The sequence below is a fragment of the Holophagales bacterium genome, assembly GCA_016699405.1.
GTDB lineage: Bacteria > Acidobacteriota > Thermoanaerobaculia > Multivoradales > JAGPDF01 > JAAYLR01.
Genome location: CP064972.1, coordinates 4,864,087 through 4,876,323 on the forward strand (window position 1 = coordinate 4,864,087; position 12,237 = coordinate 4,876,323).

Sequence of the window (12,237 nt, forward strand, 5' to 3'; positions counted from 1 at the left end):
CGCGAATCCCCTTGAACCCGCTCGCCGACCTCCGCCGCCCGCGCCTCTCGGCCGCGCTGCGTCGGATCGGCGGGGCGCTCGCCCTCGCGCTGACCGCCGACGCCCAGGGCGGGCCGCTCGGCGGCCCGGCGGCCGAGCCGCCGGGGATGGCCGCCGAACCGTTGGTTCGCCACTGGACCGTCAGCCAGGGTCTGCCGCAGATGAGCGTAACCGCGATCCTCCAGGGGCAAGACCGGCAGCTGTGGATGGGGACCTTCGGTGGGCTCACCAGCTTCGACGGCACCAGCTTCCAGACCTACGACATCGCGTCGCTGCCCGGGCTGGTCTCGAATCGGATCATCGCTCTCTCCGGCGATGGTGGTGACGGCCTCTGGCTCGCCACCCAGGCTGGCCACCTGATGCACTTTCACCAGGGAACGGTTCTCGAGACGATCGCCCCACCCGCGGCCAACCTCGAGCTCGTCGGCATGATCCGCGACCAGGAGGGCGCCTTCTGGCTGCGCGAGCGGCGGGGCGGGCTGCTGCGCTGGGTCGCTGGCCGCTGGGAGCGTCTCGCCCCGAGCGACGACCTGGAGCGCGACCGGCGGAGCTGGGAATGGGGAGGCGCCATCGTGCGCGACCTGGCGCTCGCCGGCGACGGCGAGGTCTGGGCCCGGTTCCCCGGGGGACTCGCTCGCTACAGCAGGACCGGGGCGCTCCTCGCCAGCCTGGCCAGCCCGTCGCCGATCTCCTGGATCTCCCCGGCCTTGGACGGTCAGCTCTGGGTCGGCCTCTTCGACGGCCTCGCCAGGGTCTCGCACGGCCGCATCGAGCGGGTCGACGTCACCTCCCCGCTGGGCGGCCCGGTGAGAGCGATCCTCGCCGCCGCCGGGCAGCCGTTGCTCGTCGTCGTCGACGCCCAGTTGATGGCCCTGGAGCCGGAGTCGGCCGCCGCCCCGCTCCGCCTTCGCGTCGCCTGGTCGGTGCCGCTGGAGGACCGTCATGCCCTTCGTGACCTCGCCCTCGACGACGAAGGCAATCTCTGGATCGGGACGGACGGCGGCGGTCTGATCCGGTTCTCGCACAGCCGGCTGGAGCGGCCGCAGTCGAGCAATCTCCGGCGCTCCGTCGTCGCCATGGCGCCCGACGGACGCGGTGGTGCCCTGGTGGCCATCGCCTGCGACGGTCTCGTGCGGCTCACCGCCGGCGGGGAGCGCGCCGCCGATCTGCCGCCCTTGCCGATCGAAAGCCCAGCCGAGAGCTGTGTGACCTCGCTGTTGCGCGACCGCCTCGGCCGCACGTGGATCGGCGCCGGGCGCTCCCTCTGGCGCATGGACGTCGATCAGCGACGCATCGAACGCACGGGAATCGAGCTCGTCGGCGGTCGCGCCGGACCGATGGCGGAGGATGCCCAGGGGATCTGGGCGAGCAGCGAGAACGGAGTGCTCCTCCACCTGAACGATCGCGGCGAGGTGCGCGACGAGATCCGGCTCTCGGCCAAGGTCTACTGTCTCCGCCTGGCCCCCGACGGCGACCTGTGGGTGGGATCGCGCGGGGCCATCTATCGACTGCGCCAGGGCCGGGCGGAGCCTCTCCCGGGCGACCTCGACCTCCGCCAGGCGGACGTCCGCGACCTGCTCTTCGAGGGACCCGATCGCCTCTGGATCGGCACTTACGGGCGCGGCCTCGGCTACTGGAACGGCTCGCAGGCCCACTGGATCACCACGGCCGAAGGGCTTCCGGACAATTCGATCTCGCGCGTCCTGGTCGACCGGGAGCGATGGATCTGGACGCTGACCAACTCCGGGCTGGCGGTCGCCGATCGCTCGCGCCTGCTCACCACCGCACGCGGCGAGGCCAACCACGGCGACTTCGTCGTCTTCGGCGCCGAGGACGGAATGCCGGAGGGGAACTTCGGAAGCCCCGCCGGATTCGCCGACCCGGCCACCGACCGGCTCTGGTTCGGCACCATCGACGGGCCGGTGCGAATCGACGCCGCAGGGTTCCCGTTCCGGCAGAGGGTCTTCCCGGCAGCGGTGCGCACGGCGCTCGGCGACGGCGAGCCCCTCGCGCTCGGCGACTCGATCGTCGTGCCGCCGTCCGTCTCGCGACTCGAGGTTCGCTTCCGCCTGCCGAGCTTCACCGCCCCCGAGCGACTTCGGCTGCGCTACCGGATGCGCGACGTCGACGTCGGCTGGGTCGAGCCACTCGCGCCTCGCGCTCACTACACCAACCTGCCGCCGGGACGACACCGGCTCGAGGTGCTCGCCCGCAACGAGGACGGCGTCTGGTCGACGGAACCCCTGGTCGTCCCGGTCGAGGTCGTTCCGTCCTGGACCCGACGCACGGCGCTGAGGGTCTTCGCCGCGATCGCGGCGGTGGTCCTGCTGCTCCTCGCCCACCGCCTGCGGGTGCGCGCCGGCGAGCGCCGCGCGAACCGACTGATCGCCGAGGTCGAGGCGCGACGGGCCGCGGAAGCCGAGACCGACGACCTGCGCCATCGCATCGAGCACGTCGAGCGCATCTCGGTGGCGGGAGAGCTCGCCGCCGCCCTGGCCCACGAGGTCCGGCAGCCGCTCTCGGCGATCACCAGCGCCGCCGGCGCCGCCCAGCTCTACCTCAAAAGCGGCCCCTCCCACGCGGCGGAGGTCGACTCCCTGCTCGGCGAGGTGATCAACCAGAGCCTGCGGGCGTCGGCGGTGCTCAAGGGCATCCGCGAGTTCCTCACGCGAGACGAGCCGCAGCGCGCCGCTCTCGATCTGAGCGAGCTCGCCTCGACGCTCTTCCCGATGCTCAAGCGCGAGCTGGTGGCTCGCGGCATCGAGTCCCGCCTCGATCTCGCACGCCATCTCCCGCCGGTCGTCGCCGACCCGGTCGACCTCCAGCAGGTGCTCGTCAACCTGATCCTCAACGCCTGCGACGCCCTTGCCGGGCGCCCCGGCCTACGCGAGGTCGAGATCGCCAGTTTCGCCGATCCGGCCGGCGTCCACCTGCGGGTTCGCGACAGCGGCCCCGGCGTTCCTCCCTCGGTGGCCAGCCGCCTGTTTCATTCGTTCGTCACCTCCAAGCCGGGGAGCATGGGGATCGGACTCGCCATCTGTCGCACGCTCCTCGCTCGCCACGGTGGCAAAATCGAACTCGAGCCCACGGCGACCGGCGCGTCCTTCCTGCTGACACTGCCAGCCGCCAATCCTGGGGGACCGGAATGACCGAGACGAGCGAGGCAGGTCGCGAGACGGTTCTCGTCGTCGACGACGACGACGACGCGCGCCGCATCCTCGAAATCCTGCTGCGCGCCAGTGGGTATCACGCGGTCGGATTCCCGTCGGCCGAAGCGTTCCTGGCCAGCGCCTACTCGCACCATCCAGCTTGCATGGTGCTCGACATGAACATGCCCGGGTTGAGCGGCGCCGAGCTCCAGGACCTCGCCGCCCGCCGCGGCATCCGACTCGCCATCGTCTTTCTCACCGCCTTCGGCGACATCGCGCTCGGCGTCAACGCGATGAAGAAGGGCGCCGTCGACTTCCTCGAGAAGCCCGCCCGGCCCGACGTCCTGCTCGCCGCCGTCCGGCAAGGGCTCGAGACGATCCGCGAGAGCCTCGCCGAGAGTCGCGAGCGCGAGGCCTGGACCTCCCGCGTCGCGCGGCTGACCGAACGCGAGCGGACGGTGCTGCGCGAGGTCCTCGACGGGCGCCTGAACAAGCAGGTCGCCTCGCGGCTCGGCCTCGCCGAGCGGACCGTCAAGCACCATCGGGCCAATGCGATGGCCAAGCTGGAAGCGGCGTCCGTCGCCGAAGTCGCCCGGTTGGTCGAGCGCTTCGGTGCCCTCGACGCCGGCGGCACACCCACACCCTAGACAGAATTCTTCACTTCCGCTTCGCCGGACCGCGAGGCGCGACGGCACGGCCACCGCCCGCCGCGCCCGAGCCACGCTCTCATTGCACCAAAGGGCGATTGGCCGAATCGGTTTTCGCCTCTAAATTGCGCTCCGGCACCACCTGGAACCGATTGCAGGATGCGACGCCGGATCGAAATCTCGACCATGGCCATGGGAACGAACACCTCGCGCATGCACGACGGACTCCGCATTCGCGGCGAGGGTGGCCCAGCCGACGACCACGACGGGCAGGACCCGGGGTTCGCCGGCGATCTCGCCAGCCTCTCGGTCTTCGAGCTGCTGCAGTCGCTCCACTACCTGCGCAAGTCGGGCACGCTCGAACTGACGATCGACGATGCCCGCCGGCTGAGCGAGTCGGCCACGTTCCTGCTGTCGACCGAAGGACTGGCCGGCGCTCGCTGCGGCTCGCTCGAAGAGCGCGAGGCGGTGCTCGCCGCGCTCTGGTGGTCGCGCGGCCGTTTCCGCTTTCGCCCCGGACCCATCGTCGCCGAAGGGGCCACGCTCTCGCTTCAGGATCTGCTGCTCGAAGGCGTCCGACTCGCCGACGAGGTCGAGGAGCGGGACGACCTCCTCCCCGATCGCGTCACTCCGCTCACCTTGGTCGCCGCCGAGCTCGCGGCCCCGGTGCTCGCGGTACGCGGCGTCCCCGAGATCGTCGATCATCTGCGCAGCTCGGCCGCGCTCAACCGGCTGGCCCTCGAGAACCTCGTCCCCTACGCCCCGGTGACCATCGCCCACGCCGTCGCCCGGCTCTGCGAAGAGGGCGCGGTGGCGGAAGGCCGGGGCGCTCCCGAAGCGCACGACCTCGTCGTCTCGACACCCCGCCCCACCAGCGAGATCGGCGCGGCGCCGACACGCATCGTCCGGTTGGCGATCGCCTTCCCGACCCACGACGCCAAGCTCGGCCTCGAGCTGGTCACCGCCCTGCGCCTGCAGGCTGGGATCGACATGGCGGCGCACTTCTTCGACCCGGCCGGCCCGTCCTTCAGTCGCATGAAGATCTCGGCCGACTGTTCTCTTTCGCTCACCACCCTCCCGCTCGCACGCCGCAACCGGTTCGTCTTCGAGACGCTGCTCGACAACCTGCGTGTGGCGCTCTTCGTCTCGCGCGCCGAGAGCGAACCGGAGCTCCAGGAGTGGATGAGCCTGATCCCGCCCGGCGTCACGGCGCTTCACGCGACCGATCCGCAAGAGGGAGCCGGCCGACTTCTCGGTCACCTCCACGAGCTGCGCCAGCGGGCGACGCTCCCGTGAGCCGTCCGACCATCGTCATCCTCGGCCCTGCCGAGGCCGGGAAGAGCACCCTCATCCGCCTGCTCGGCGACGGCGCGGTCAACCTCGAGCACCGCGGACGGACGGTGGGCATGGACCACGCCATGTTCCGCGACGGCGACCGCGAAGCGATGCTGCTCGGCGTCCCGGGCCAGGAGCGCTTCTCCGCCGTCCGCGAGATCCTCACCGGCATGAGCCGCGCTGCCGTGTGGGTCCGGCCGCCCTCGGGCGAGGCCGACCCCTTGACCGCGGAGTTGCTGGCATCGATCGCGCGCCCGCTGCCCTACCTGGTCTTCGTCAATCAACGCGACGGCGGACGGGGTCCCGGCGACCTCGCCCCCGCCCCGGCCCCGGTCGATCCGCCGAGAGACGTCGTCGTCGGCAACCTGCTCGGCGATCCTTCGGCCCGCGAACGGCTGCGGAACGCGATGTGGCGCCTCGTCGCCAGTTGAACGCCTCTCGTCGGAAGGAAACTCGGAGATCCCCATGGCCAATCGTGCCGAACTGATCCAACAGGTCCTCAAGACCCTTGTCCTCAATACCCCCGACGTCGAAGGCGCGGCGATGGTCACCGCCGACGGCCTGGCGCTCGCCTCGGCGCTGCCGGCGGGAACCGACGAAGACCGCGTCGCGGCGATGGCCGCCGCGGTTCTGTCGCTCGGCGATCGCACCGCCCACGAGCTGCAGCGCGGCTCGCTCGAGCAGGTCTACGTGAAGGGCAGCTCGGGCTACGTGATCCTCATGCAGGCCGGCAGCGAGGCGGTGCTCGAGGTGATCGCCGGTCCGGCGGCCAAGTTGGGCATGGTCCTGCTCGACATGAAGCGCGCCTCCCAAGAGCTGGCGCGTCTGCTGTGATCCTCCCCCCCCGCCAGGGGTTGCTGCTCGAGCGGCAGCTCCCGGAGATCTCGGCGCGCTGGAGCCCTCGGCGCGGCCCGATGCGTGGGGACGAGGACGGCCTCCCGCCCACCTCCCCCTCCGCCGCCTTGCGGGAACGCGTCGGCACGACGACCGACGCCGACCGTCCCGGCTTCGAACGCCACCGTCTCGACGCTGCGCGCGACCTGCACCTCGCGCTCGACTCGACGCCGCTCGCCGCGCTCGCGGCGTCCAGCGCCGCCTGAACCAGGGAAGCCCGCCATGCAAGACATGCGACCCGAGGAGATCGTCGGCGACCGCCGCGCGGTGGATCTCACCTATCACGATGGCACGTCGCGCAAGGTCTTCGTCACCGAGATCGAGACGCCGTTCCCCACCGGCGAGCTGATCGTCTCCCAGACCGACCTCGCCGGCACGATCACCATGTGCAACGAGGCCTTCGTGCACATGTCGGGATACCGTCACGAGGACCTCGTCGGCGCCCCGCACCACATCCTGCGTCATCCCGACATGCCGGCCGCGGCCTTCGCCGATCTCTGGACCACCGTGCGCGGCGGCGGGAGATGGCACGGCTACGTCAAGAACCTGCGGCGCGACGGCGGCTTCTACTGGGTCTACGCCACGGTCATCCCGAAGGTCCGTCGCGGCGAGGTCGTCGGCTTCACCTCGGTCCGCCGCCAGCCGTCACGAACCAAGGTCGAGCAGGCGCGCCTGCTCTACGCCACGATGCGCAGCGCCTGACGGGCCGGGAGAGACCATGAGCTACCGCTTCGCCCTGAGCCCGGACGTTCACGCGCGCGACCTGTCCAACTGGTTCGTTCTCAACACGCGCCTCCAACGGGCGCTCGGGACCGCCATCCACCCCGTCGTCTTCGACGACTTCGCCGACCTGCACGAGGCGATCGCCGGCGGCAACGTCGACATCGTCTATGCCAATGCCGCCGACACGGCGCTCCTGCTGCGTCGCCACGGCTTCTCGCCGCTCGCCCGCGCCCGCCAGGTCGCCGACGAGGCGCTGGTGGCCGTCGCCGCGACGTCGCCGATCCACGCCCTCGAGGCCCTCCCCTCGCGGATCCGCGCTGCCGCCACCGACGCGCCGGACGTGGAGCGGATCTGTCGCATCCTTCTCGAGCCCGCCGATCTCGGCGCCGCCGACATCGACGTGATCGCCAAGCGCAACTACGTGCTGGTCGCCAAGTCGGTGGCGATCGGAGAGAGCGAGGTCGGGTTCTTCCTTCGCCAGGCCTTCGACGAGCTCTCGGACCTGACCCGTGGCATGCTCCGCCCGCTCATTTCGAGCCAGATCTACGTCGTCAGCCACTGCCTGCTGGCCAGCGAGCGCCTGGCCGGGTTCGTGCCGCAGATCCTGGGCGCCCTCGAGTCGATGGCCGACGACCCGACCGTCGCCGACCTGCTGCTCGGTCTCGGTGCGCCGCGAGGCTGGGAGCGCCTGACGCTCGAGGACGCCGAGTTCATGGTGGACCTGATGGACACACTCGAGAGCTGAGGAACCGATCGCCACCCTCCTTGCGTTCCCCGAGAGGCGCCGCGTGAAGAGCTGGACTCTCTATCGAAGCGAGGCCGACAACGACCTGCGCTGGGCGACGCGGCAGGATACCGACGGGCAACCGGACGGTTCCGCCGAGCGTTTCCTCTGCGAACACCTGGGCGGCGACGGGCTGCTGCGCGCCGCGATGGTACGGGCCCGGCTCGGACCCGACGAGGCCGACGCCTTCCGCACCGTCGGACCGGACCGCTCGGCCCTCGACGTGGTCGTCGTCGCCGACCCGCCGCGAACCTACGTGCTGATCGCCCAGCCCCGCACCCATTCGAGCGGCCTCGGTCGCCTGGCCTTCGTCTACTCCTCTCTGGCGCGCAGTCGCGACGCCGCGCTCTTCTGCGATGTCTCCGGGACCATCCTCGCCGCCAGTCGCCGCTGGCGCGACCTGTACGGGTACGAATCGGGCGACGTACTGGCACGCAACCCGCGCCTCGTCAGCTCGCGCCAGCACCCGCGGTCGACCTTCCGCCAGCTCTGGCACGATCTGCGCGATCGCCAGAGCGACAGCTGGTCGGGCGAGCTCGTCAATCGGCGGCGGGACGGCGACCTCGTCCGCGTCTGGCAGACCATCACGACCTTCCGCGACGCCAGCGGCGGCGTGGCCGGCTACCTCGGTCTGACCCGCGACATGACGCGCCAGGCCGAGACGCTGGAACGGCTGAGCCAGCGGCTCGAAAGCGCCGACCGCGGCGAGCAGCAGGAGCGGCAGCAGCTTGCCGCGACGACGCGCGAGCTCCGCTCGCCGCTGCTGGCGATCGTCGGCTACCTCGACCTCGCCGAGCGCAGCCTGCCCGCCGAAGACGGGCATTCGGCCGCGCCCCACCTCGAGGGGATCCGCCGTGCCGCGCGGCGGCTCGACGAGCTCATCGCCGCGCTGCAGGCTCCGGCCCTCTCCAGGGTCGGCGAGGCGAAGGCCGAGGACGCGAGAATGCGCCTGCGGTCGCTCCTCCGCACCGAGGTCGCCCTGCAGGCCTCGCTGGCCCGCCACCGCGCGGTTCGGCTCGATCTGGTCGAGGAGGGACTCTCGCTCCCCTGCTTCGGCGACGAGAAGGGGCTCGCGCGGGCGCTCCGCGAGCTCGTGTCCTACGCGGCGCGCACCGCGGCCCGCGGCACGCCGGTCACCGTCCGCCACTCGACCTTCGAGGATGGCAGCCAGGAGGTCGCCGTCGAGATCACCGCGCCGATCCCGCAGGGCGACACGACGAGTGAGGGCGCGGAGACGAACGCGATCGTCCGGCCCGCACGCTCCTGGACTGGAGCCCCGAGCCTCGCGTCGCTCGACCTGGCCCATCAAGTCGCCGCCTGTCATGGCGGCTCGTTCGCCGAGGAGCCGCTCGCCGACGGCGGCCGGAGCTTGCGCTTCCGGATCCCGCTCGGCCTCGAGCATTTTCACGACCGGATCTGGGCCGTCGCGGTCTTCGACCCCGCCGAGCGTCTCTGGCCCTGGCTCGCCGAACGACTCGCCGCGAGCCAGATCCCCGCGTTCCTCGTCCACTCGCAGAGCGAGCTCGCCGAGGTCTGCCGGGTCGAGCTCCCCAACCTGGTGCTCGGAGACGTCGCCCACGCGGCCTCGAGGCTCAGCGCCTCGTCGGGCCAGGTCGGCCCGGCGCCGTCGATCGTCTATCTCACGACCTCGGGAGCGGACCCGGCTCCGTCCGTCGCCTCGGGAGAGGGCCCGGCCGCCCTCCTCACCGAGCTCTCGAGCCTCCTCGCCAGCGCCCCGGCGCGGCGGGGGGCTCCCTGAGGCGTGAGCTCACCTCGCCGGGTCGCTAGACACGCCCGGCGGCTGGCCCGTAGACCGGTTTGGAGACAGGAGACGAACCGAGAGAACGAGACTCCTCCAGACCTCCACCCTCCTTCAGCCCCACCCTGACCGGTGGGGCTCTTTTTTTTCGCGATCACCACCAGCCGCGGCGGCGGAACCAGACCACCATCGCCACCGCGGTGGCGACCATCGTCCCGAGCAGCGCCGGATAGGCCCAGGGCTGCTTGAGCTCGGGCATGTACTCGAAGTTCATCCCGTAGAGCCCGGCGAGAAAGGTCAGCGGCAGCAGGATCGCCGAGAAGAGGGTGAGCACCTTCATAATCTCGTTGGTCTTCTGCCCGACGGCCGAAAGATAGGTGTCCTTCACGCTGCCGAGCTGATCGCGCTGCTGGTCGATCGCATCGCCGAGTCGCATGACGTTGTCGTAGACGTCGCGGAAGTAGAGCGCCTGCCCCTCGTCGACGAAGCGCGCCGTCGGATTGCCGAGGTGCGAGAAGACCTGGCGATGCGGGAGCATCACGCGCCGGAGCGTCCCGAGGCTGCGCCGCAGCTCGAGGATCCCTTCGAGCTGCCCCCTCTCGACCTGCCGGAAGATCGCCTCTTCGATCTCCTCGATCTCGCGAGCGATCTCGTCGAGCACCGGGAAGTAGTGGTCGATGACCTCGTCGCAGAGCGAGTAGAGGAGACGCGCCGGGCCGCCCGGTGGGGCCGCGACGCCGTCGCGCAGTCGCTCCTGGACCTTGCGCACACTGCGCATCGGGGCGCGATGGCAGGTCAGCAGACGGTCGGTGCCGAGAAAGGCGGCGAGCTTCAGGGTGTCGAGGCGGTGCCCGGTCTTGTTGAAGTCGAGCCCGCGCACGATGGCGAAGAGGCAGTCGTCGAACTCCTGCATCTTCGGCTGGTGCTGCAGGGTGAAGGTGTCCTCGACCGCCAGCGGGTGATAGCCGAGGTCGAGCAGCAACCGCTCGTACTCGGGCTCGAACCCTTCGAGGTCGGCCCACAGCCAGGCACCGGGCGGGAGCGGCGCGTCGAGCAGCTCGCGACCGCCCCAGCGGGGCAGCTGACCGGGACAGTAGAGAACGCACTGGATCATGGCGCGATCGGCGGCGGGCGGCACCCGCCGCGGCGAACGCTATCAGGAAGCGCCCGGCCCGCGGAGCCTAGGGCCGCGGCGCAGCGGCCGGGTCGGCCGTCGGCGCGGGTCGCTCGCCCGGAGGCCTCGACGACTGACGTCGCAGCCAGCGATCGCGCAGCGAGCCGCGTCCCGCCTGGCCGGTGGCGCCCACTTCGCGCGGCGGCCGCAAGCGAGCGAGAAGCGCGAGATACCGTGCCTGCTGCTCCGGCGTCAGCAGCTCGCGCGTCGCCAGCACGTGGTCGACGAAGGCCCTTTCGAGAGCCGCGTTGCGTCGCCCCGCCTCGTCGAGCAGGGCCTCCAGCCGGGCCCGGTCCGGCTGCGGACGCGCCACTTCGCGGCGCAGTTCGCGCCGCGCCGCTTCCATCGCCTGACGGTCCGCCTGGGTGCTCTCGAAGAACCGGCGATGGCGCTCGAGAAAGCGCTCACGCTGCTCGGCCGTGAGCTCGAGGCGATCGATCAGCTCGAGCACGGCCCCGCGCGGCGGCCCACCGAGCGGAGGCTTGTCCGGACCCGCGGGAAGCCCGCGGCGCGCCAACCACGCGCCGAGCAGTCCACAATTGAGGCCGACGGAGAGCAGCAGGGCGGCCAGCACCCACCAGCGTCTCATCGGCTCGTCCCTTCCAGGTCGCTCGACAGCTCGGCGGAGTCGAGGCTCGTGCCTCGCTCGGCCACCAACCAGTAGCTCTCGCCCGGCCCCGGATCGCTCCACAGATCGGTCGATTCCTCGCTGGCAACCGGGTTCGAGGCGGGAGCGGGCGAGGTTCCCGGAGCCGACAAGGTGCCGACGACAGCGCCGATGGCGATCCCCGAGGCGAGGGCCCCCGCACCGAGGAGCCGGGCCCACCCCGGCAGAGCGGAGAACGACGGCACCGTCGCGGCCTCGGCACGCACCTTCGCCATCACCGCGGTGGTGAACCCTGGCGGCACCCCACGCTCCGGCGGCTCCTCCAGCCCCTCCCAGACGGAGCGCAGGGCCTCCCGTCGCAGCGCCGCGCTCGGGTCGGTCGACAGGCGAGCGTCGAGGTCTCGACCGGCTTCCTCCGAAAGCTCGCCGGCGAGCGACCGCACCAGTTCGCGATTCCGTTCGTCCATCGTCATCCCTCGCTCCGAGAAACCCGCGGCAGGCCCGATTCCTGCGCCGCGGTCAATCGTCTCATCGCCCGCACCAGCCGGCTCTCCACCGCCCCTTCGCTGATGCCGAGCGTGCGGGCGATCTCGCGGTAGGCCAGTCCCTCGAAACGCGCCAGGATCAGGACGGCTCGCTGGTTGGCCGGCAGGGCGTCGATCGCCTGCCGCGTGGCCTCCCAGCGCTCCCGCGCCGCGAGGCGATCCAGCGGGCCGGGGGCCCCGTCGATCGGGTCGAGCTGGGGTCCCTCGTTCTCCCCGTTCTCGTCTGGCGAAAGCGAGAAGAATCGCAGAATCCGCTTGCGGCGCAGGCGATTGAGGCAGAAATTGACCGCGATCCGGTAGATCCAGGTGAAGACCTGCCCGTCCGGCCGAAAGCTCCCGGCTCGCCGATAGACCCGGAGAAAAACCTCCTGCGCCGCGTCGCGCGCCTCCTCCGGATCGCCCAGCAGGCGCTCGCAGAGGCGGAGCAACCGCGCCTGATGGCGCTCGACCAGCGGAGCGAACGCCTCCACATCGCCCTGGGCGACGCGCTGGAGCAACTCCCAATCCGGATCGGCGCCGGTGCGGCGTGGCTCGCTCACCTGCCCGGTGAAACCCTCGAGATCGCGAACCCCTGCGCCCTC

13 protein-coding genes are annotated in these 12,237 nt (G+C 71.3%); 9 read left to right on the plus strand and 4 right to left on the minus strand.

The genetic code is table 11. From position 1 onward, the window contains the following. Positions 1–11: 11 nt before the first annotated feature. From IPJ17_20175 to IPJ17_20215, 9 genes are all read left to right on the plus strand, one after another. Complete coding sequence (locus tag IPJ17_20175; protein QQR73756.1) at positions 12–3,188, plus strand: hypothetical protein; 3,177 nt, start codon at positions 12–14, stop codon at positions 3,186–3,188. Beyond that, positions 3,185–3,835, plus strand: a complete 651-nt coding sequence (locus tag IPJ17_20180) for a response regulator transcription factor (protein ID QQR73757.1) — start codon at positions 3,185–3,187, stop codon at positions 3,833–3,835. The genes IPJ17_20175 and IPJ17_20180 overlap by 4 nt, the downstream gene beginning before the upstream one ends. Positions 3,836–3,994: 159 nt before the next feature. Next, entirely contained in the window at positions 3,995–5,131 is a 1,137-nt protein-coding gene (locus tag IPJ17_20185) for a DUF4388 domain-containing protein (GenBank protein ID QQR73758.1), read from the plus strand. After that, entirely contained in the window at positions 5,128–5,601 is a 474-nt protein-coding gene (locus IPJ17_20190; GenBank protein QQR73759.1) for a hypothetical protein, read from the plus strand. The genes IPJ17_20185 and IPJ17_20190 overlap by 4 nt, the downstream gene beginning before the upstream one ends. A 34-nt stretch (positions 5,602–5,635) precedes the next feature. Further along, a complete protein-coding gene (locus IPJ17_20195; protein QQR73760.1) occupies positions 5,636–6,004 on the plus strand; it encodes a roadblock/LC7 domain-containing protein in 369 nt (122 codons plus the stop codon). Then, positions 6,001–6,270, plus strand: coding sequence for a hypothetical protein (locus tag IPJ17_20200; protein QQR73761.1), 270 nt, complete (start codon positions 6,001–6,003; stop codon positions 6,268–6,270). The genes IPJ17_20195 and IPJ17_20200 overlap by 4 nt, the downstream gene beginning before the upstream one ends. A 16-nt stretch (positions 6,271–6,286) precedes the next feature. Beyond that, the gene (locus tag IPJ17_20205; GenBank protein ID QQR73762.1) at positions 6,287–6,766 is read left to right on the plus strand and encodes a PAS domain-containing protein; all 480 of its coding nucleotides are present in this window, start codon (positions 6,287–6,289) and stop codon (positions 6,764–6,766) included. A gap of 16 nt (positions 6,767–6,782) precedes the next feature. Continuing rightward, entirely contained in the window at positions 6,783–7,532 is a 750-nt protein-coding gene (locus IPJ17_20210) for a PhnD/SsuA/transferrin family substrate-binding protein (GenBank protein QQR73763.1), read from the plus strand. A gap of 43 nt (positions 7,533–7,575) precedes the next feature. After that, the gene (locus tag IPJ17_20215) at positions 7,576–9,330 is read left to right on the plus strand and encodes a PAS domain S-box protein (GenBank protein ID QQR73764.1); all 1,755 of its coding nucleotides are present in this window, start codon (positions 7,576–7,578) and stop codon (positions 9,328–9,330) included. A 154-nt stretch (positions 9,331–9,484) separates the two neighbouring features. Here IPJ17_20215 and corA read toward each other — a convergent pair whose 3' ends face one another. From corA to IPJ17_20235, 4 genes are all read right to left on the minus strand, one after another. After that, entirely contained in the window at positions 9,485–10,444 is a 960-nt protein-coding gene (corA, locus tag IPJ17_20220) for a magnesium/cobalt transporter CorA (protein ID QQR73765.1), read from the minus strand. Between the two features lie 67 nt (positions 10,445–10,511). Beyond that, the gene (locus IPJ17_20225) at positions 10,512–11,093 is read right to left on the minus strand and encodes a periplasmic heavy metal sensor (GenBank protein QQR73766.1); all 582 of its coding nucleotides are present in this window, start codon (positions 11,091–11,093) and stop codon (positions 10,512–10,514) included. Further along, the gene (locus tag IPJ17_20230; protein QQR73767.1) at positions 11,090–11,584 is read right to left on the minus strand and encodes a hypothetical protein; all 495 of its coding nucleotides are present in this window, start codon (positions 11,582–11,584) and stop codon (positions 11,090–11,092) included. The genes IPJ17_20225 and IPJ17_20230 overlap by 4 nt, the downstream gene beginning before the upstream one ends. After that, the gene (locus IPJ17_20235) at positions 11,581–12,195 is read right to left on the minus strand and encodes a sigma-70 family RNA polymerase sigma factor (protein QQR73768.1); all 615 of its coding nucleotides are present in this window, start codon (positions 12,193–12,195) and stop codon (positions 11,581–11,583) included. Before IPJ17_20235 ends, IPJ17_20230 begins: the two co-directional genes overlap by 4 nt. Between the last annotated feature and the right edge of the window lie 42 nt (positions 12,196–12,237).

Bases quoted from the DNA above. Each gene is read 5' to 3' on its own strand.
- IPJ17_20210 (QQR73763.1), top strand. From the start codon at position 6,783: ATGAGCTACCGCTTCGCCCTGAGCCCGGACGTTCACGCGCGCGACCTG.
- IPJ17_20185 (QQR73758.1), top strand. From the start codon at position 3,995: ATGCGACGCCGGATCGAAATCTCGACCATGGCCATGGGAACGAACACC.
- IPJ17_20225 (QQR73766.1), bottom strand. From the start codon at position 11,093: ATGAGACGCTGGTGGGTGCTGGCCGCCCTGCTGCTCTCCGTCGGCCTC.
- IPJ17_20180 (QQR73757.1), top strand. From the start codon at position 3,185: ATGACCGAGACGAGCGAGGCAGGTCGCGAGACGGTTCTCGTCGTCGAC.
- corA (QQR73765.1), bottom strand. From the start codon at position 10,444: ATGATCCAGTGCGTTCTCTACTGTCCCGGTCAGCTGCCCCGCTGGGGC.
- IPJ17_20195 (QQR73760.1), top strand. From the start codon at position 5,636: ATGGCCAATCGTGCCGAACTGATCCAACAGGTCCTCAAGACCCTTGTC.
- IPJ17_20230 (QQR73767.1), bottom strand. From the start codon at position 11,584: ATGACGATGGACGAACGGAATCGCGAACTGGTGCGGTCGCTCGCCGGC.
- IPJ17_20205 (QQR73762.1), top strand. From the start codon at position 6,287: ATGCAAGACATGCGACCCGAGGAGATCGTCGGCGACCGCCGCGCGGTG.